Genomic DNA, 18,862 nt, shown 5'->3' on the forward strand with positions numbered 1-18,862 from the left:
CCCCGGGCAGGGGCCGCCCGGTGCGCTCAGCAGACCTTGGCGATGGCGGCGGCGAGGTCGCCGATGCGGCTGAAGTCCAGCCCGGCGATGTTGGCGCGGCCGGTGCCCACCATGTAGATGCTGAACTCGTTGCGCAGTCGCGCCACCTGCTCCGGCGACAGGCCGGTGTAGGAGAACATGCCGCGCTGCACGCCGATGTGGGCGAAGCGCTCGGCCAGGCCGTAGGGCTGCAGGGCTTCCACCAGGCCCCGGCGCAGGTCGGCGACGCGGCGGCGCATGCCCTCCAGCTCGGTGATCCATTCGGCCTTCAGCTTGGCGTCCTCGAGGATGGTGGCGACCACGGCGGCGCCGTGGGCGGGCGGGGTGGACCACAGGTTGCGCGCGTGGAAGGCCAGTTGGCTGCGGACGTCGGCGAGCTTCTCGGCATCTTCGGCGCAGACGATGAGGGCACCGGTGCGTTCGCGGTAGAGGCCGAAGTTCTTCGAGCAGGAGCTGGTGACCAGCACCTCCGGCAGGTTTTCGGCGAACAGGCGCACGGCCCAGGCGTCGTCGTCCAGGCCATCGCCGAAGCCCTGGTAGGCGAAGTCGATCAGTGGCAGCAGTTCGCGGCGCTTCACCACCTCCAGCACCCGTTGCCAGTCGGCCTGGGCCAGGTCGAAGCCGGTGGGGTTGTGGCAGCAGGCGTGCAGCAGCACCACGTCGCCGACGGGAATGCGCTCGAAGGCTGCCAGCAGGCCTTCGACGTCGAGGCGGTTGGCGGCGTCCACGTAGGGGTAGTGGCTGATCGCGACGCCGACGGCGTTGAAGATGGTTTCGTGGATCGGCCAGGTCGGGTCGCTCAGCCAGACGCCACGGCCCGGCAGGTTGCGGGCGATGAACTCGGCGGCCAGGCGCAGGGCGCCGGTGCCGCCCGGGGCCTGGGTGGTGCCGGCGCGACCGGCGCGCTGTACGGGGTTGCCGATGCCCAGCACCAGGTCCTGCAGCAGGCGGCCGAAGGCGGCATCACCGTGGCCACCGACGTAGGTCTTGGTGGTTTCCAGCTCCAGCAGGCGCTGCTCGGCGTGCTTCACGGCGTGGGGGATGGGGGTGAGACCACGGGCGTCCTTGTAGACGCCGACGCCCAGGTCGAGCTTGTTGGGGTGGGTGTCCTGGCGGAAGGCGTCCATCAACCCGAGGATGGGGTCGCCTGGCACCCGGCCCACGGCGGCGAAGTGGCTCATTTGCGGCCCTCGGCGGTTTCGGCGATGCGGTCGGTACGCGCGGCCATGATGAAGTCGTTGCGGTGCAGGCCCTTGGCTTCGTGGCTCCACCAGGTGACGGTGACCTTGCCCCACTCGGTGAGCAGGCCCGGGTGGTGGCCTTCTTCCTCGGCGGCGGCGCCGACGGCGTTGGTGAAGGCCAGGGCATGGCGGAAGGTGCGGAACAGGAAGACCTTCTCCAGCTGCATGATTCCGTCGCGGACTTCGATGTTCCAGTCCGGGATCTCCTTGATCAGCGTGGCCAGTTCGTCGTCGGAAACCAGCGGGGCGCCGGCGCGGCAGGCTTCGCAGTGGGCTTGGGACAAGGCGGTCATGGGGTTCTCCGTTGTTCGTTCGGCCGGCGTGGCTCGCCGGCTCCTTGAGTCTGGTTCGGTTCAGGCCGCCTTGGGCGGGAATTTCGGCGCGTGCAGGCCGAGGGCCATGGCCTGGTGGACCAGGGCCATGATGTCCTCGTGGGCCAGCTCGAACAGGCGCTTCAGCTCCGGCAGCACGAAGTACAGGGGTTGCAGGATATCGATCCGGTACGGCGTGCGCATCGCTTCCAGCGGGTCGAAGGCCTGGTGCTCGGGCTCGCTGGACAGCGAGTAGACCGTTTCCTTGGGCGAGGAGAGGATGCCGCCGCCATAGATGCGGCGGCCCTGGGGCGTGTCCACCAGGCCGAACTCGATGGTCATCCAGTAGAGGCGGGCGAGGTACACGCGCTCTTCCTTGGTGGCCTTGAGGCCGAGCTTGCCGTAGGTGTGGGTGAACTCGGCGAACCAGGGATTGGTGAGCAGGGGGCAGTGGCCGAAGATCTCGTGGAAGATGTCGGGCTCCTGCAGGTAGTCCAGCTCCTCCGGGGTGCGGATGAAGGTGGCCACGGGGAACTGCTGGCTGGCCAGCAGCTCGAAGAACGTCTGGAAGGGGATCAGCGCCGGGACGCGGGCAACGCGCCAGCCGGTGGCGGCCTGGAGCACGCGGTTGATCTCGTCGAGCTGGGGAATGCGATCGTGGGGCAGAGCGAGGCGTTCGATGCCGTCCAGGTAATCCTGGCAGGCGCGCCCTTCGATCACCTTGAGCTGGCGGGTGATGAGGGTGTTCCAGACGGCGTGCTCGCTGTCCGGGTAATGGATGAAGCCGCTGTCGTCCGGCTCGCGGGCCACGTAGTGGGTGGTTTTCATTCGGCCTCCCAGGGCGCGACGTTGTTGTTGTGTTGACCCAGGGATACCGCGTTTCGGTGGGCTGGGGCGGTGCAGGAGGTCGGGCTGGATGGGGAGGCGGGGGTGTGTTTCGTAACGAATTCTTTACGATTTTGCCGGTGGCCGGTGTTTCGGCCTTGCTGGTGCGTCGAAGCGTCACATATTCTTGACGGAAAAATCGGGCAGGACGCTGATTTTCCCGGCACTGCCCCTGGTGTGCGCCTCTAAAAACGTAGGCGAGGCAGTCAGCGCAAGGCAAAAACAGGCGAAAAAGCGCAGTTTACGTGGTGTAAATGAGCACTTTGAGTCGGTTTTTAACGCAGCGATGACAACGCAGGTAGTTTTTGGAGGTGCACTGACAAGAGCCCGTTTCGGGGTGCCTAATGCGTATCAAAGTCCATTGCCAGAACCGCGTAGGGATCCTGCGCGACATCCTCAACCTGCTCGTCGACTACGGCATCAACGTCAACCGTGGCGAAGTGGGCGGGGACCAGGGCAACGCCATTTATCTGCTGTGCCCCAACCTCATCAACCTGCAACTGCAATCCCTGCGGCCGAAGCTGGAGGCCATCTCCGGCGTATTCGGCGTGAAGCGCGTGGGGCTGATGCCCAGCGAACGCCGTCACCTGGAGCTGAACGCCCTGCTGGGGGCGCTGGAGTTCCCGGTGCTGTCGGTGGACATGGGCGGCTCCATCGTCGCCGCCAACCGCGCGGCGGCGCAGTTGCTGGGTGTGCGGGTGGACGAGGTGCCGGGCATCCCGCTGTCGCGCTACGTGGAGGATTTCGACCTGCCGGAGGTGGTGCGGGCCAACAAGGCGCGGGTGAACGGCTTGCGCATCAAGGTGCGCGGCGACGTGTTCCTGGCCGACATCGCGCCGCTGCAATCCGAGCACGACGAGAGCGAGGCCCTGGCCGGCGCGGTGCTGACCTTGCACCGCGCCGACCGGGTGGGGGAGCGCATCTACAACGTGCGCAAGCACGAGCTGCGCGGCTTCGACAGCATCTTCCAGAGTTCGCGGGTGATGGCGGCGGTGGTGCGCGAGGCGCGGCGCATGGCACCGCTGGACGCGCCGCTGCTGATCGAGGGCGAAACCGGCACCGGCAAGGAGCTGCTGGCCCGTGCCTGCCACCTGGCGAGCCCGCGCGGGCAGTCGCCGTTCATGGCGCTGAATTGCGCCGGGCTGCCGGAATCCATGGCCGAGACGGAGCTGTTCGGCTACGGCCCCGGGGCCTTCGAGGGCGCCCGGCCGGAGGGCAAGCTGGGGCTGCTGGAGCTGACCGCCGGCGGCACGCTGTTCCTCGATGGGGTGGGGGAGATGAGTCCGCGCCTGCAGGCCAAGCTGCTGCGCTTCCTGCAGGACGGCTGCTTCCGCCGGGTGGGCAGCGACGAGGAGGTGTACCTGGACGTGCGGGTGATCTGCGCCACCCAGGTGGACCTGTCGGAGCTGTGCGCGCGGGGCGAGTTCCGCCAGGACCTCTACCACCGCCTCAACGTGCTGTCCCTGCACATCCCGCCGCTGCGCGAATGCCTGGATGGGCTGGCGCCGCTGGTGGAGCACTTCCTCGACTCGGCCAGCCGGCAGATCGGCTGCCCGTTGCCGACCCTGGCGCCCCAGGCGCTGGAGCGGCTGTCGCGCTACCACTGGCCGGGCAACGTGCGGCAGCTGGAGAACGTGCTGTTCCAGGCCGTCTCCCTGTGCGAAGGCGGCCAGGTGCGTGCCGAGCACATCCGCCTGCCAGACTACGGCGCGCCACAGCCCCTTGGGGACTTCTCCCTGGAAGGCGGGCTGGAGGCCATCGTCGGGCGCTTCGAGCGGGCGGTGTTGGAGCGGCTGTTCGCCGACCACCCCAGCAGCCGGCAACTGGGCAAGCGCCTGGGGGTGTCGCACACCACCATCGCCAACAAGCTGCGGCAGTACGGATTGGGTCGGGAAGAGGCTTGAGCCGGCAGGCCGCTGGGGTTCCAGGCGGGGCAGCACAGGGCGTGTTCAACGGCCTGTTAGACCTTGGTGCAATGGTTGGGCCGGCGCTCGGGGGGTACAAAGGACGCGTCTGAATCTTGCGTGATCGGACACAAGCGTTTCTAGCATTCCCATCCCGGAATGAATTGGGCGGGCGACCAGATGGTCGCCCATTTTTTTGCCTGTGTTCCGGAGGTCACGCGGTGCCAGCGCTGCCTAGAGCAGCACCGAATACCAGAACACCCGACCAATGACGTTGATGTGCTCGGCCACTTCGGTGGCCTCGTAGCGCTCGTCGGGGTGTTCGTCGCTGTTGAAGCTGCGGATGCGCAGCCCGCCGCCAGGGAGGCGGTAGAGCAGCTTCACCCGCAGTTGCCCGTCGTGGTCGAAGGCGTACATGTCGCCGTCCTTGATGGTGCGCGAGCTGGTGTCCACGCCCACCGTGCTGCCGTCGGGCAGGACCGGTTCCATGCTGTTGCCGTTCACCGTCACGCAGGCCGCGCTGGCCGCGTCGATGTTCTTCTTGCGCAGCGAGTACTTGCCGAAGCGCAGTTTGCGCCCGGTGGTCTGCAGCACCACGGTGCTGCCCTTGCCGCCGGACAGTTCCACTTCCTTGTAGAAGGGCAGCTCGACCTCGTCGGGGTCCAGCGGGGTGTCGTCGTCCCAGGACTCCACGGCGCCGGCCCAGTTGGCGTTCGCGCCGGACGGCGGCATGCGGGTGTCGAGCATGCCGCCGTGGCCTTCGGCGAGCCAGCGCGGGCTGACGCCGCAGACGGTGGCGATCTGCGTGGCAAAACTGGTCGCGCGCGACTTGCCACGCTCCAGATCGGAGATGGAGGCCTGGGTCATGCCAGTCGCCTGGGCGAGCTGGACCTGGCTGAGGTTGGCGTGCTTTCGCGCCGCCCGGATTCGGTCTTTGAGTTCCATGGGGCAGCAGATTAACGGTGCGCCTATTTCATTGCAAGCACCTATATATGGGTATTATTATATATGCCTGTGCTGCCCCGTTGCCGTGAACCGGTCGACGGGGCTTTTGTTTAGCCCCGCCACGGGGCATGGAAAAGGAGACAGCCCATGTTTAACAGCACCGAACAGGCCCTGGCCGTAGCGTATTGGATGGCTGAACACCGGGTGGGGCCGAAGTCGTCCACGGCGATGGCGATCGATGTGCTGCGCGAGCGCTTCGACACTCAGTTCGTCGAGCGCCTGCCCAGCGGCCTGAGCCCTCACGAATGGCAGGCCCAGGCCACCATGACGATCCGTTTCGCCCAGCGCCTGCTGGCCGACCACCCCCTCGAACTGGCCGTGGTTCAGGCCGAATACGCCCACGGGCGCGACTTCGTGCTTGCCATGGCGGCCCTGCGTGACTGGCTCAAGCCGCAGGCCGATTCGGCCGAGCAGCGTGCCGCCCTGGCGCTGCTGATGCGCATGTTCCGCCGCCCGCCCCACAGCATCCGCGAGATCGAGCGCCTGACCGGCCTGTCCAAGAGCACCCTGCACCGCTGGGACCAGGATTGGCGCGCGCGCGTGGCCCTGAAACTGCGCGAAGCCCTGGCGCGCCTGGAGGTGCCGATGAGCCGTGCGGGGATTGTTGTGGCGCATTGAAAATATTTTTGAAAAAACAGTTTATCCCATATTGACCTGTTGGGACGATAAAGGTAACCTAGCTCCAAGATCGAAATCAGACCATCAAGAGCCCGCCCACCAGCGGGCTCTTTCGTTTCCGGGCCCGGTCGATCATCGGGCCCTCTTCAAGGAGTCCCATCATGACCGAGCCCAGTGTCGCTGCGGCAATGGCAGGGGGGATGACCGGCGCGGGGTTGGCGATCCTGATCCCCAGCATCGATGGCAACGCGCTGATCGGAGGATTCGGCGGTGCCATCTTCTTCGTGGTGTTCGCCCGTGACTACAAGCCCCTGACCCGCGCCAGCTACCTGCTGGTGTCCTGGGTGGGGGGCTACTACGCCGCCGTCGAGGCGGTCAGTCGTGGGCTGGCCCAGACCAGCGGGGTGGTGGCCTTCGTGGCCGCCACCCTCTGTGTCACCGGGGGGATCGGGATGCTCGAATGGATGCGCGGCGGGCAGTTGCCCAACTGGCTGCGCACCTTGTTGCGCCGAGGCGCGGGAGGCCGCAATGGATGACCCGTTGGCCACCGCGACCCTCTTCGTCTGTTCGGCCATCTGCCTGCGGCTGATCACCTACCGGCGGCGCGGTTCGCGCTTCCGCCCCGGTGTTTCGCTCTGCGCCTACCTGATGGCGCTGTGCACCGGCAGCCAGGCCCTGAGCATCGCGGTCGGCCGCTACCCCGTGGGGCAGCTGTCGCCGTGGATGCTGGGGGTGTTGCTGATCCTGCTGGTCCTGGTCTTCAGGGCCCGCGGCAACCTCGCCCGCATCCTGCGCCTGGGCTGACGCCCGGCGCCCACCCGTTCCATCCCCGGCCTGGCCGGGCGGCCCCGGTCGCCCGCGCTGGGTCGTGCCCTGCATATAAAGGAGAACACCATGAGCATCACCGCCACGCGGCTGGATGTGGCGGCCCTGCGCGAAGCGCTGCGCAGCCTGCTGGAGCTGCCGGCCGGGGCGCTGGTGGCCGCCGACCAGGCCGCTGCGCCGCCGGCGGGCCTGTACGCCAGCCTGCGCGAGCAGCAGTCCGCCGAGGTGGGCGTGTCCCGCCGCGAGTTCAACGGCAATGGCGAGCGGGAAACCGTCGTCACCGCCTGTGAAACCACCTTCCACCTCATCACCCATGGCCCCGGGGCGCTGGATCTGGCGCACGACGCGCGCTCGATCCTGCAGTCCAGCCGGGCCCTGGACAGCTTGCGCCGGCTGGGCGTTGCCCTGCCGCGCATGAAACCCATCGACAACCTGTCCGCCGTCGAGGCGGGCGTGGCCAAGGAGCAGGCCCGTCTGGAACTGGTCCTCGCTCATGGCCACCAGGTGGTCCTGGAACAGAAACGCATCGCTTCCTCGGTGGTGACCGCCCACACCGATACGGGCCTCACCGCCACCCTTACAGTGAATCCAACGGAGACCTGATATGTCCCTTCCGCTTTCGCAGATCGTCAACGTACAACTCAACGTTCAACCAGTGGCCAGCCCGCGCCGTGACTTCGGCCAGCTCGCCCTGTTCACCCCCGAGGCCGGCAACGTCTTCACCGACGCCGCCACCCTCTACATCAGCTGCGCTAGCCAGGCCGAGGTGGAAGCCGCCTTCGGCAGCACCTCCCAGACCGCCCTGGCCGCCAGCGCCTTCTTCGCCCAGAGCCCGCGACCCAAGCAACTGCTGGTGGCGCGCTGGCTGAAGAACACCCGCAACGTGCCGGCGGTGAAGGCCGCCCTCAACGGCACGCCGCTGGTGGCCACCCTGGACCAGCTCAAGGCCATCAGCGCCGGCCAGTTCTCGGTGACCGTGGACGGCGTCCGCCAGGACGTCACCGGCCTGAACTTCAGCGCCGCCAGCGACCTGCCGGCCATCGCCGCGCTGATCGACGCCAAGCTCACCGCCCAGGCCGTCAGCTGCCGCTACGACGCCGTGGCCAACCGCTTCATCCTCGAAGCCGACGTCGCCGGCCAGGCCAAGTCCGTCGGTTTCGTCCAGGACCTGGGCGCCACCGGCACCTACCTGGGTGGCCTGTTGCGCCTGGAGAACGGCATGGCGCAGAAGGTCGCCGGCCGCGATGCCCTGGTGCTGGCTGCGCAGACCCTGCCCGAGGCCTTCACCGCGCTGCTGGAGGTCAACTCCGGCTGGTACGCCGCCACCGTCGCCGCGTCCCTGACCGACGACGAGATCGAACAGGCGGCCGCCTGGGTGCTGGCTGCGGACAAGAAGGTCTTCGGCGTCACCACCCAGAACCCCAGCCACCTGGAGAACGTGCCGAGCAACCCGTTCAAGCGCCTGAAGGATCGCCAGAGCTACCGCACCGTCGCGGTCTACGACAAGAACGACCCCTACGCCGTGGCCAGCTGGCTGGCGCGCGCGCTGTCGGTGAACTTCGCCGCCAACAACTCCACCTTGACCATGAAGTTCAAGCAGTTGCCCGGCATCAGCGCCGACAACCTGACCCTCACCGAAGCGGACAAGTGCCGGAAGCTGGGCCTGAACTTCTACACCTACTTCGACGAGTCGGCGATGGTCGCCGAGGGCACCGTGATCGGTGGCCGCTTCTTCGATGAAGTGCACATCCTCGACTGGTACGTCGACGCGGTGCAGAAGGAGGTCTTCGCCACCCTCTACCGCTCTTCGAGCAAGGTGCCTCTGACCGACGCCGGTGTGGCGCGCCTGCTGGCCGCCGTGCGCAAGGTCTGCCGCGAGGGCGTGAACAACGGTGCCTTCGCCCCCGGTGTGTGGAACGGCGACCCCTTCGGCAACCTGGTCAGCGGCGAGCGCCTGGACGAGGGCTACTACGTCTGGGCCGACAGCGTCGACAACCTGTCCACCTCCGACCGCGAGCAGCGCAAGGCGCCGCCGATCCAGGTGGCCCTGAAGATGGCCGGCGCCGTTCACTCCGTGGACGTGCTGGTCAACTTCGACCGCTGATCCCGACCCACCCAACGTTTTCCGGCCCCCGCGTGGGGCCTTTCTATTTCCGGAGATTTTCCATGGCTATCTACGACCAGAAACAACTGTCCGTCCTGATCAACGGCTACGAGATCAGCGACTGGGGCGCCGGCGCCGATGTCCTCAAGCTGGCTTTCACCGCCGAATCCGGCTCCATGAAGATCGGCAGCAACGGCACCGGCGTGTTCGTTGCCAACAACGACCGGTCCGCGACCCTCACCCTGAAGCTCAAGCAGCATTCGCGTGACAACAAGTTCCTCAACAGCCTGCGCCTGCTGCAGGAAGGCAACCTCAAGGCCTTCACCCCGCTGACCCTGGAAATGCGCGACCTGCTCAACGAAGACCTGATCAGCGCCACCCGCGGCTACTTCACCAAGCGTCCCGAGGTGACCCGTGGCAGCGAGGCCAACGACACCACCTGGACCATCGTCTTCGAGCGCGCCAACGTGAACCTGGAACAAGGAGTCGCCTGACCATGAACGCCGAACATCGCATCAACCTCGACGGCTTCGACTACGTCATGCGCCCGGCCAACGCCATGCCGGCCTGGAACGCCCTGAAGAAGGCCGCGCGCCTGCTGCAGGGCGTGGAGATCAAGCGCGGCGAGGGCGGCGACAGCCTGGCCATCGGCGCCATCCTGGCCAACCTGGGCGATCCGGTGGTGGCGGAGATCGAAGCGCTGGTGATCCAGCAGACCAACGTGCAACCGGTCGACGGCGCGGCATTCCGCCTCGCCGACCGCGCCGAGGCGCACTTCAACCAACACCGCGGGCACCTGGTGCCGCTGCTGGTGGAGGGGGTGAAGTACCAGTTCGCCGATTTTTTCGCCGCCGCCGCGCCAGCCCTGTCGGCGATTCTGCCGGGACCGGCCAAGGCGGAGTGACCGACTGGTTCCTGTTCACCCCTGTCATGCGCCAGCTCTGCACCCTGCATGAGCTGCGCGCGCTCTACACCCTGGCCGACCTGTGCGACTTCCATGACGCGATAGCCGAATGGGATGACGCACAGCGTCAGGCCCACGAGAGGCAGGCCAATGGCAATTGAAATTGGAATCCAACAACTCAGCACGCAGTTCGCGCTGGGCCTGCAGCAGATCACCAACACCCTGAAGCAGGAGCTGAACGTCATCAGCAATACGCTGGTGCAGGAGATCAGCGTGGTGAACCACCTCAGGCAGAACGTCGAGGTCACCCGCAACACCCTGCTCTCCAGCAACAAGGCCCACTACACCTACATCGAGACCCTCAACCAGGTTCAGGGCAAGGCGGCGCAGGTCGAGGGCAGTACCTCCAGGATCGGCGGCGCCATTTCCCAGGTGTCCTCCAAGCTCTTCGACTTCGTGCAGTCCTCCCTGGGCAGCCTGAAGGACCTCAAGGCCGGGCCGGATGCCCTGGGCGTCGTCACCGACGAGCAGGCCCAGTCGGCCAAGGACTACCAGACGTCCATGGAGAAACTGGACAAGGTGCTGGACGGGGTGAAGGCACGGGTCGGCCTGGGCCTCGCCCCGCAGCTGTCATTCCTGGCGGATCGCTTCCTCGCGGTGGTGGACGCCAACAAGGAGCTGATCACTGAAGGGCTGCAGAAGACCATGACGCTGGTCGCCGAAGGCCTGGACGCGGTCTACAACTTCGGCCGCGCGCTGGACTTCGTGGTCAGCGGAACCGTCGGATGGGACAACGCCCTGATGATGCTCGGCACGGCCCTGCTCTGGGTCGGCCGCGCCAGCCTGATGGCCTTCGCCACCAACCCCATCATGTGGATCATCGCCGCCCTGGTGGTGGTGATCGCCCTGGTGGACGACTTCATGACCTACCTGGACGACGGCGAATCGGCCTTCGGCGGCGTCTGGGAGCCGCTGGTGAAGGGCTTCAAGGAAGTCGGCGCCATCCTGGCGGACATGAAGGCGCAGTTCGACGCCTTCTGGGCGGAGAACGGCGAGATGGTGATGGCCTTCGCCGACGGCCTGATGATGTTCATCGGCGCGGGCATCAGCAACGTCATCAACCTGTTCAAAGGCTTCTTCGCCTTGCTCAGAGGAGATTTCGACGGCGTCAAGGAAGCGTTCGGCGGGATATTCGAAGGCTTGGCCACGCAGTTCGAAGTGATCGGCAGCCTGTTCTCCTGGGAGCCGTTGCTCAATGGTATCGCTGCGGTAGAGGCCGTGCTGAATGGGCTGAAGGCGCAATTCATGGCCTTCTGGACGGAGGTCAGCGAGTCGGTGATGGCCTTCGCCGGGAGCCTGATGGCCGGCATCGGGACCAGCATCAACTACGTCATCAACCTGTTCAAAGGTCTGTTCGTCCTCGTCAAAGGCGGCTTCGACGGCGTCAAGGAAGTCTTCAACAGCTGGTTCGAAGGCGTAAAGGCCAAGTTCGAGGCACTCAGCGCCGGGTTCAAGAAGGTCGCCGGGATGTTCGGCTTCGGTGGCGACAAGGAGGGCGCGCCCGAGGCGGCCAAGGAATCGCCGGGGATGTTCTCCGGCGTGGCCAACCTCTTCGGCTGGAACAGCGACGACGACAAGGCCGCCACGGCACCTCGCCTGGTGGAAGGTGCCAGCCAGTTCACGGCCGGTGTGCAGGACGCACAGAGTCGTGCGGCCCTCGGCGCCGGCGTCGGCGCCGCCGCCCTCGTGGCCCCGGTGAGCAACAACAGCTTCAACCAGTCGGTCACGGTCCACGTGAGCGGAGACAACCCCCAAGCCATCGGACGGGAGGTCGCCGAGCAGGTGGCCTCCAACCAGCAGCGCCTGGCCACCCACAACAACCAGAGTGACATCAGACAGTGAGGTGAATCGATGGTCATGCTGATCAACCGCCGCATCGGCACGATGAGGCTCGATGCGGTCATCAACGAAACCCACACCGCTGAACTCAAGATCACCGAAAACCCGGTGGAGAGCGGCGCCAACATTGCCGACCACGCCTATGCGCAGCCCCGCACATTGAAGATCAAGGGCATCGTGGTCGAGCATTACGACCCCCTGGCGGCCCTGGCCGCCGAGGTCACGCCGGGGTTGCGCAGCAGTGTCGACTTCGTCGACGAGGTGAAGCCGGGGATCCTGGCCAACCTGACCCGGCAGGCCCGCAATCGGGCCCAGCGCGAGCTCAAGAGTTGGCTCAAGCCCCAGGTGGACACACCCAAGGCCCGGCCCCTGGCGCCCTGGATGCTGGAGTACCAGCCGCTGTCGCGCTTCGACAGCTCGCCCAGCCAGTCGCGCCTGCAACAGGTCTACCAATGCCTGCTGGACACCCAGAAGGCCGGTGAGCTGCTGCAGGTGCAGACCGGTTTCTACCTGTACAAGAACATGCTGCTCACCACGATTTCCGCCGTGCAGGCCATCGATGGCGCCATCGAGCTGGACCTGACCCTGCGCGAAGTCCTGGTGGTGGATACCCGCGTCATCAATGGCGTGGTTACCCCGGCGGCCGGGACCAAGCGCTCCGGCCGCTCCCAGTGCCAGGCAGCGGAGAAGAAGTCCAAGGGCAAGACCACGCCCAAGAACAAGAAGCGCAATGAGAGCTTTGCGCATGCGGTAGGCAGGACGGTGTTCTCATGAAGCAGATCCCCATCAGCAGCGACCCGCTGCAGGAGCAGAGCTTCGAGTTCGCCGGCTACCGCCTGCGCCTGACCCTTCGCTACAACAGCATCGGCGACCACTGGGCCATCGACCTGCTGGACGAGGCCAAGGGCACCTGGCTGGCCCAGGGACTGACCCTGGTGACCGGCGTGCCGATGCTCTGGCGAAGCACCCTGCCGTTCTTCCTCTGGCTGGAGGATGTCAGCGGCGTCGGCCTCGACCCCATCGGCGGCGATGACATGGGCAGCCGCTGCCTGCTCCACATCGGCGAGAAAGCGGAGGTGCAGCCATGAGGCAGTTCGGCCGGCGTTACCGCCTGATCCTCGGTGCCGACCAGGAAGGGCTGGTGATCGACAGCCTGCGGGTGGCCTTCGACTTCACCAAGAGCATCGACAACAAACCCAACCCGGGGACGATCCGCGTCTGGAACCTCAACCCCGAGCACCGCGAACAACTGCAGGACGGCACCTTGCGCAAGGCCTGGCTCTGGGCCGGCTACAGCGAGCTGCGCCTGCTCTACGCCGGCGACATCGCCGAGGCGGCGGTGGAGCGCAAGGGCCTGGACAACATCACCGTGCTCACCTGCGCCACCGGCGCGGTGGATTACCGCGAGGCGCGCATCAGCCGCTCCCTCGCCGCCGGCAGCACTGCCGACGACCACGTCAAGGCAGCGGTGCAGTCGATGAAGTCCACCACGCCGGGGCAGATCACCCTGCCCAAGCAACGGCCCCTGCCGCGCGGCAAGGTACTGGTGGGGCTGAGCCGCGACGTGCTCAGCCAGGTGGCGGCGGAGCAGGGCGCCGACTGGTCCATCCAGGACGGCGAACTGCTGCTGCTGCCCGCCGGCAACGTGCTGGACGACCAGGCCGTGTTCCTCTCCCAGGAAACCGGCCTGATCGGCTCACCCAAGGAAGTGGAGGGCGGCCTGGAGCTGACCTGCCTGATCGACCCGGCACCCCGGGTCGGTGGCACGGTGCGGGTGAAGTCCATCGAGCCGCGCTTCGACGGCGACTACAAGATCGTCAGGATCATCAGCAAGGGCGACGTCATGGAGAAGGACTGGTTCTGCGTGCTCACCGTGAGCAAGGGCGAGTTCCAGCCGGCCGGCGGCGCCAAGAGCCAATCCGGAGGCAAGAGCAATGGGTAACTACGACTGGCAGACCCCCTCGACCGAGGTCGCCATGGGCACCGCCCTCGACACCCGCATCAAGCGCCTGCACACCGCGCTGCCGGGGCGCATCGTCGCCTTCGATGCCGCCCGCCAGGTGGCCAGCGTGCAGCCGATGATCGAGCAGCAGCTGATGGATGGCTCGCGCCAGCCCCTGCCGATGCTGCCCGACGTGCCGGTGCAGTTCCCCCGGGGCGGCGGCTTCGTGCTGACCTTCCCGGTCAAGCCGGGCGACGAGTGCCTGCTGGTGTTCAACGAGCGCTGCATCGACGGCTGGTGGCATTCCGGTGCCTCCAGCGAACCGCTGGACTACCGCCAGCACGACCTGTCGGACGCCGTGGCGGTGATGGGCATCAGCTCGTTGCCCCAGGTGGTGCCGGCCTTCGCCACCGACGCGGTGGAGCTGCGCCGGCTGGACGGTTCGGCCTACGTACGCCTGGACGAGGGCGGCACCCTGACGCTGGACGGCGCCAAGGTGCTGATCAAGTGCCCGGTGGTGTTCGAGGCCGGCATGACCGGCAAGGGCGACGTGGTGTCCAGCGGCATCAGCCTGGAACGCCACCTGCACGGCCAGGTCATGGCCGGCCCGGCCGTCACCGGCGTGCCGCAATGAGGACACGACAATGAGAGTGAGACGAATAGACAAGGACGGCGACTGGACCTTCGGCCAGGGCCGCAACAACTACGCCGACGGCGGCGAATGCGTGGCCCAGCGTGTGTGCACGCGCCTGCGCTCCTTCCAGGGGGACTGGTTCCTCGACCTGGAGCACGGCCTGCCCTGGCTGCCCCGCATGGAGCGGCCGGCGGACCTGGCGCAGATCGAGGTGGACATCAAGCGCTGCATCCTCACCACCGAGGGGGTGAGCGAGATCCTCGATTTCCAGCTGGACGTCACCCCCGACGACCGGCGCCTGGCCATCGGCGTCACGCTGCGCGACAACCTCGGCAATGACCTGAGCACCCGCGTCCAGCGCTGATCGGCCGCCGCCGTCAAACCGAAGCCCCACCTCGCGTGGGGCTTTTTCTTTGGAGAACCAACATGGGACAACTGACCAACAAGGGCTATGTCGGTGTACGCCTGGACAGCATCCTTGCGGAGCTGGACCAGGGGTTCCGAGCCATCTATGGCAACGACATCGACCTCGCGCCCGACAGCCCCGACGGGCAGATGCTCGGGCTCATCGCCCAGGTCCGTGCGGACCTGGAGGAGCTGGGCGAGGTCATCTACCGCGCCCTCGATCCGGACCACGCCAGTGGCGACTGGCTCGAACAGCGGGTCGCCTACGCCGGCTTGACCCGGCGCCAGGCGCGCTACAGCTACCTGCGCGGCACCGCCCTCACCGGGCGTGCCGGCACCCAGATTCCCGCCGGCGCCGTGCTGCGCGACGCCAACCGCGGGCGCTGGCTGCTCACCGCCGACGTCACCCTGGGTGTCGACGGCTCCGCCCGCGCCGACCTGCGCAGCGAAGAACTCGGCGCCTACAACCTGCCGGCCAACAGCAGCCTCACCCTCGAGACCCTGGTGCTGGGCTGGGACACCGCCACCACCCAGGCGCCCGCTGAAGTGGGCGCCGAGGAGGAGACCGACGCCGAGCTGCGTGCGCGCTTCTTCCGCAGCCGCGCCCGCCCTGCGCAGAACAGCCTCGATGGCCTGGTGGCCGCGCTGCTGCAACTGCCGGACGTGCGCCAGGTGGTGGGGCTGGAGAACACCGGCCCGACCGTAGACGCCGACGGCGTGCCGGGCCACAGCCTCAACCTGATCGTCGATGGCGGCGAGGAGCAGGCCATCGCCCAGGCGATCTTCCAGCGCAAGCCGGCGGGCACCGGGCTCATGGGCCAGCAGTCGCGCACCGTGGTGGACGGGCAGGGCATGAAGCGCCTGATCCGCTTCGACCGCCCGGCGTTGGTGGACTGCAAGGCCTTCGTCCAGCTGCGGCGCGACGCCGAGTTCACCGCCATCGACGTGGCGGCGATCAAGGCGCAACTGGCGCAGCTGGACTTCCGCATCGGCCAGGACGTGCAGCTGTCGCGGCTCTACAGCCCGATCAACACCGTCCAGGGCTTCTGGGTCGAGCAGCTGAAGATCAGCCGCCGCAGCGGCACCCCGGCGGCGGACAACATCGCCATCGGTGTGCGTGAACGGGCGCGGTTCGCCCCGTCCGACATCGAGGTGGTGGTGCTATGAGCTATGACCGCCTGCTGATCTGGCAATACCAGGGCAAGCCCCGGGCCGCCGCCACCGCCGAACTGATCTCGCGACAGTTCGGTGACACCTGGCAAGGCCTGTCGAGCCTGCCCGACGCGCTGGACATCGACCGTGCGCTGGGCGCCAACCTCGACCTGGTGGGTAAGCACGTCGGCCAGAGCCGCGTGCTCAACGGGCTCGCCCCGCGCAGCCTGTTCGGCTTCCACGAAGTCCCCGGTGCCCGTGGTTTCGGCACCGGCAAGTGGTACCGCATGGGCGACCCGCTGGAAGAGTCGGCGGTGCTGGATGACGACGACTACCGCTTCCTCATCCGCTGCCGCATCGCCCGCAACTACCAACTCGGCACCGTCGACGACATCAGCGCAGCCCTGCGCTTCATCTTCGACAGCGAGAGCCTGGTCTTCGACCAGTACGACATGAGCCTGACCGTGGTCATCCGCAGCGACCAGGTCAGCGACTTCAAGCGCTATGCGCTGAACACCCTGGACATCCTGCCGCGACCGGCGGGTGTCCGTATCCAGTTCTACGTCGCTGTGCCCCAACGGGCCTTCGGCTTCCGGGGCGCCGCCGGCGCACTCGGCTTCAACCAAGGAAAATTCGCGAGGTTCCTATGACGCATTACTCCCGTCCTGACGAACTGGTCTTCGCATCCGGCGCCAAGCCGGGCGAGGTCCAGGGTTTCCCCGACATTCCCCGTGGCTGGGGCGTGGCCTACGACCAGACCGCCGGTATCCCGCCGATGGAGTGGTTCAATGCGCTGTTCAAGCGCGGTGACGAAGGCCTGCGCTACCTGCTGCAACGCGGCATCGCCGACTGGTCGGCCACCGAGGACTACCCCGTGGACGCCCACGTTCAGGAGGGGGGTAAGGTCTGGAAGGCCAAGGTGGCAAACCTTGGCAAGCGGCCGTCGGTCAACCCCGGCGAATGGGTGGAGACGGCGCTGACCCGTGAGGCGTTGAAGGCGCTGATCCAGGAGCAACTGGGTGGCGGCACCCTCAACTTCGGCCAGTGGCAATGGAGCAGCGCCACCTCCGGCGGCGTGGCCAACGGCTACCTGGCGCTGAACGCCACCAACCCGGCCGACGCCACCGCGCTGATGATCGCCAAGTCCAGCGCCGAAGGCCTGGACTACAGCCGCAGCGTGGCCCTGCTGCGGGCCGGCGACACCCTGTGCATCCAGAGCCGCCCGGGCGGCACCGTCGCCCACCGCTTCCGCGTCACTGGCGAGCTGGTGGACAGCGGCGCCTACCGCTCGGTGCCGGTGGTGTACGTCAGCGGGGCAGGGGGCGTACCGGCCTCCAATGCGCTGCTGCAGGTGTTGATGACGCCGGCAGGGGCTTCGGACATGGGCATGCCGCTGCTGTCCGTCCAGTGGTGGGTCAGCCGCGCCAGCATCCCCGCCGGCTGCGCCCCGGCCGACGGCCAACTGCTGAGCCGCGCGCTGTACCCCGACGTCTGGGCTGCCATTCGCGATGGCAAGGTGCCCAAGACCAGCGAAGCGACCTGGAGCAGCGATCCAACCCAGCGCGGCATGTTCACCGAGGGTGACGGCAGCACCACGTTCCGCATGCCGGATTACAACGGCAAGGCGATGGGGTCGTTGGGGGCGCTGTTCCTGCGGGGGGATGGGGCGTTGTCGGCGGGTGGTGCCGGCGTAGTTCAGCGAGATGCGCTTCAGAATATCGTTGGCAGTTTTTCCGTTCCTCCCTATTTGGGGCAGCTTGCTTCTGGTGCATTTCAGTTTCTCGGTTCTGACGGTACCGGGGACGTTGCGCGGCAGAGCAATAACGGGCGCCAGATGGGCTTCGATGCGTCTCTGGTAGCACGTACGGCGAGTGAGACACGTTCTCTTAACGTAACTGGCTGCTGGATCATCAAGATGGGCAGCGGAGTGAACAACCCCGGGGTGATCGATGCTGCTGCTGTTTCTTCGACCTATGCGAAGTTGGTGACGCGAGTTGAAGCGATGGAGGCGCGTTCACGTGCTTTAGGTGATGGCCAGAGTTGGCAAGATGTAATCGCAAGCAGAGCTTTGAATACTAATTTCACCAATACGACTGGCCGAACTATCGCTGTTTTAGTTGGAGCTGTGGGTGGAGCTGTGAGCAGTATTGGAGTTTCCGTGAATGGGGTGCAAGTAAGCTATGGGGGTTACAACAGTCCCACGAGTGCTGCACCTTGCTCATTTGTTTTGATTCCGCCGGGAAGTGTTTATTCGGTAACTTCCTATACTGCACTTAATAAATGGATGGAGCTGCGCTAATGAACTATCTACGTTCACCTATTACTGGAGAGGTTTATGCATTTTCTTCTGATGGGTCGGAAGATGCATTTATCCCTAGCGGTCTTATCACCATGACCTCCGCTGAGGTTGAGGCGCATCTCAATCCGCTCCGGGTAATGACACCGGGTGATGTGGATATTGAGCGCGATCACCGCCTTGCAAGTGCTATCGAATTCCAAGGCGCGTTGTTCCAGTCCAGATCCATCGACCGCGAACGAATCACCGAAGCCGCCCAACTGGCTTTCATGGCGGTAGCCAGTGGTGCCAAGTCGGGGGATTTGCGTTGGTTGGACCCGGGGCAGGACTTCACCTGGATTGCCGCCGACAACACTCTGGTGCCCATGGATGCACCTACTGTGGTGGCCTTCGCCAAGGTCATGGCGGCGCGCACCCAGGCATTGGTCCTGGCGGGGCGTCGCCTGAAGGACATGGACGCCATTCCGGGCGACTACACCGACGATAAGTGGTGGCCGTGATGGCGCCTCTTGCCAAGCCTCTGACCTCCCCGCGCCCCTTGGCGCCCGACCGGCTCGACTGAGCCTTCTCTCCCCAGCCCGCTCATGCGGGCTGGGCGTTTCAACCTGAGCCATGGCGAGCATCGATTCGTGATCGGTGGGGCGTTTGCCCCTCCTTTGTTCCCGAGCGCCAGCCCCCTTCCAGAGTGGGCCGCGCTC

Annotated in this window: 23 protein-coding genes; 19 read left to right on the plus strand and 4 right to left on the minus strand. The window is 66.4% G+C overall.

Going from position 1 to position 18,862, the window contains the following annotated elements; genetic code table 11:
• Nucleotides 1-26: 26 nt before the first annotated feature.
• The 3 genes from FBY21_RS27535 to phhA are packed head-to-tail and all read right to left on the minus strand — an operon-like array spanning nucleotide 27 to nucleotide 2,464.
• Nucleotides 27-1,220, minus strand: coding sequence for an amino acid aminotransferase (locus tag FBY21_RS27535; RefSeq protein ID WP_107329711.1), 1,194 nt, complete (start codon nucleotides 1,218-1,220; stop codon nucleotides 27-29).
• A complete protein-coding gene (locus FBY21_RS27540; protein ID WP_044411526.1) occupies nucleotides 1,217-1,573 on the minus strand; it encodes a 4a-hydroxytetrahydrobiopterin dehydratase in 357 nt (118 codons plus the stop codon). Before FBY21_RS27540 ends, FBY21_RS27535 begins: the two co-directional genes overlap by 4 nt.
• 60 nt (nucleotides 1,574-1,633) lie before the next feature.
• On the minus strand, nucleotides 1,634-2,464 hold the full coding sequence (phhA, locus tag FBY21_RS27545; protein WP_309042769.1) for a phenylalanine 4-monooxygenase: 831 nt from the start codon (nucleotides 2,462-2,464) through the stop codon (nucleotides 1,634-1,636).
• Nucleotides 2,465-2,820: 356 nt separating this feature from the next.
• Between phhA and FBY21_RS27550 the strand changes: the two genes are divergently transcribed.
• Entirely contained in the window at nucleotides 2,821-4,380 is a 1,560-nt protein-coding gene (locus FBY21_RS27550) for a sigma-54-dependent transcriptional regulator (protein WP_142015498.1), read from the plus strand.
• A gap of 234 nt (nucleotides 4,381-4,614) precedes the next feature.
• Here FBY21_RS27550 and FBY21_RS27555 read toward each other — a convergent pair whose 3' ends face one another.
• Complete coding sequence (locus FBY21_RS27555) at nucleotides 4,615-5,325, minus strand: XRE family transcriptional regulator (protein ID WP_044411536.1); 711 nt, start codon at nucleotides 5,323-5,325, stop codon at nucleotides 4,615-4,617.
• A gap of 147 nt (nucleotides 5,326-5,472) precedes the next feature.
• On the opposite strand from FBY21_RS27555, the gene FBY21_RS27560 reads away from it, so the two are divergent.
• The 18 genes from FBY21_RS27560 (at nucleotide 5,473) to FBY21_RS27640 (ending at nucleotide 18,664) form a co-directional block, all read left to right on the plus strand.
• Nucleotides 5,473-6,003 carry a hypothetical protein gene (locus FBY21_RS27560; protein ID WP_142015500.1) on the plus strand — a complete coding sequence of 177 codons (531 nt, stop codon included), beginning with the start codon at nucleotides 5,473-5,475 and terminating at the stop codon, nucleotides 6,001-6,003.
• A 161-nt stretch (nucleotides 6,004-6,164) separates the two neighbouring features.
• Nucleotides 6,165-6,539, plus strand: a complete 375-nt coding sequence (locus FBY21_RS27565) for a putative holin (protein WP_142015502.1) — start codon at nucleotides 6,165-6,167, stop codon at nucleotides 6,537-6,539.
• Nucleotides 6,532-6,807 carry a phage holin family protein gene (locus FBY21_RS27570; RefSeq protein ID WP_044411543.1) on the plus strand — a complete coding sequence of 92 codons (276 nt, stop codon included), beginning with the start codon at nucleotides 6,532-6,534 and terminating at the stop codon, nucleotides 6,805-6,807. The genes FBY21_RS27565 and FBY21_RS27570 overlap by 8 nt, the downstream gene beginning before the upstream one ends.
• A gap of 90 nt (nucleotides 6,808-6,897) precedes the next feature.
• Nucleotides 6,898-7,431, plus strand: coding sequence for an LIC_12616 family protein (locus FBY21_RS27575; protein WP_182850739.1), 534 nt, complete (start codon nucleotides 6,898-6,900; stop codon nucleotides 7,429-7,431).
• A 1-nt stretch (nucleotide 7,432) separates the two neighbouring features.
• A complete protein-coding gene (locus FBY21_RS27580) occupies nucleotides 7,433-8,932 on the plus strand; it encodes a DUF3383 domain-containing protein (protein WP_107329710.1) in 1,500 nt (499 codons plus the stop codon).
• A 62-nt stretch (nucleotides 8,933-8,994) separates the two neighbouring features.
• Nucleotides 8,995-9,426 carry a phage structural protein gene (locus FBY21_RS27585; protein WP_044411548.1) on the plus strand — a complete coding sequence of 144 codons (432 nt, stop codon included), beginning with the start codon at nucleotides 8,995-8,997 and terminating at the stop codon, nucleotides 9,424-9,426.
• Nucleotides 9,427-9,428: 2 nt separating this feature from the next.
• Nucleotides 9,429-9,836, plus strand: a complete 408-nt coding sequence (locus FBY21_RS27590; RefSeq protein WP_142015504.1) for a phage tail assembly chaperone — start codon at nucleotides 9,429-9,431, stop codon at nucleotides 9,834-9,836.
• The gene (locus tag FBY21_RS29495) at nucleotides 9,833-9,997 is read left to right on the plus strand and encodes a hypothetical protein (protein ID WP_160158626.1); all 165 of its coding nucleotides are present in this window, start codon (nucleotides 9,833-9,835) and stop codon (nucleotides 9,995-9,997) included. The genes FBY21_RS27590 and FBY21_RS29495 overlap by 4 nt, the downstream gene beginning before the upstream one ends.
• Nucleotides 9,987-11,738, plus strand: coding sequence for a hypothetical protein (locus FBY21_RS27595; RefSeq protein ID WP_142015506.1), 1,752 nt, complete (start codon nucleotides 9,987-9,989; stop codon nucleotides 11,736-11,738). The genes FBY21_RS29495 and FBY21_RS27595 overlap by 11 nt, the downstream gene beginning before the upstream one ends.
• A 9-nt stretch (nucleotides 11,739-11,747) precedes the next feature.
• Complete coding sequence (locus tag FBY21_RS27600; RefSeq protein WP_142015508.1) at nucleotides 11,748-12,509, plus strand: phage baseplate protein; 762 nt, start codon at nucleotides 11,748-11,750, stop codon at nucleotides 12,507-12,509.
• Nucleotides 12,506-12,823 carry a phage baseplate plug protein gene (locus FBY21_RS27605; RefSeq protein ID WP_044411556.1) on the plus strand — a complete coding sequence of 106 codons (318 nt, stop codon included), beginning with the start codon at nucleotides 12,506-12,508 and terminating at the stop codon, nucleotides 12,821-12,823. The genes FBY21_RS27600 and FBY21_RS27605 overlap by 4 nt, the downstream gene beginning before the upstream one ends.
• The gene (locus FBY21_RS27610; protein ID WP_044411557.1) at nucleotides 12,820-13,677 is read left to right on the plus strand and encodes a phage protein; all 858 of its coding nucleotides are present in this window, start codon (nucleotides 12,820-12,822) and stop codon (nucleotides 13,675-13,677) included. The genes FBY21_RS27605 and FBY21_RS27610 overlap by 4 nt, the downstream gene beginning before the upstream one ends.
• Nucleotides 13,670-14,311 (plus strand): Gp138 family membrane-puncturing spike protein, encoded by a 642-nt coding sequence (locus FBY21_RS27615; protein ID WP_052807641.1) that lies wholly within the window; start codon nucleotides 13,670-13,672, stop codon nucleotides 14,309-14,311. Before FBY21_RS27610 ends, FBY21_RS27615 begins: the two co-directional genes overlap by 8 nt.
• Nucleotides 14,312-14,321: 10 nt before the next feature.
• On the plus strand, nucleotides 14,322-14,675 hold the full coding sequence (locus FBY21_RS27620) for a hypothetical protein (protein WP_044411559.1): 354 nt from the start codon (nucleotides 14,322-14,324) through the stop codon (nucleotides 14,673-14,675).
• 62 nt (nucleotides 14,676-14,737) lie between these two features.
• A complete protein-coding gene (locus FBY21_RS27625; protein ID WP_142015510.1) occupies nucleotides 14,738-15,883 on the plus strand; it encodes a baseplate J/gp47 family protein in 1,146 nt (381 codons plus the stop codon).
• The gene (locus FBY21_RS27630) at nucleotides 15,880-16,518 is read left to right on the plus strand and encodes a DUF2612 domain-containing protein (RefSeq protein WP_044411565.1); all 639 of its coding nucleotides are present in this window, start codon (nucleotides 15,880-15,882) and stop codon (nucleotides 16,516-16,518) included. The genes FBY21_RS27625 and FBY21_RS27630 overlap by 4 nt, the downstream gene beginning before the upstream one ends.
• On the plus strand, nucleotides 16,515-18,167 hold the full coding sequence (locus tag FBY21_RS27635; protein ID WP_142015512.1) for a phage tail protein: 1,653 nt from the start codon (nucleotides 16,515-16,517) through the stop codon (nucleotides 18,165-18,167). The genes FBY21_RS27630 and FBY21_RS27635 overlap by 4 nt, the downstream gene beginning before the upstream one ends.
• Nucleotides 18,167-18,664, plus strand: a complete 498-nt coding sequence (locus FBY21_RS27640; RefSeq protein WP_160158627.1) for a DUF4376 domain-containing protein — start codon at nucleotides 18,167-18,169, stop codon at nucleotides 18,662-18,664. The genes FBY21_RS27635 and FBY21_RS27640 overlap by 1 nt, the downstream gene beginning before the upstream one ends.
• Nucleotides 18,665-18,862 lie beyond the last annotated feature (198 nt).

This window comes from Pseudomonas sp. SLBN-26 (assembly GCF_006715895.1).
Lineage (GTDB): Bacteria > Pseudomonadota > Gammaproteobacteria > Pseudomonadales > Pseudomonadaceae > Metapseudomonas > Metapseudomonas otitidis.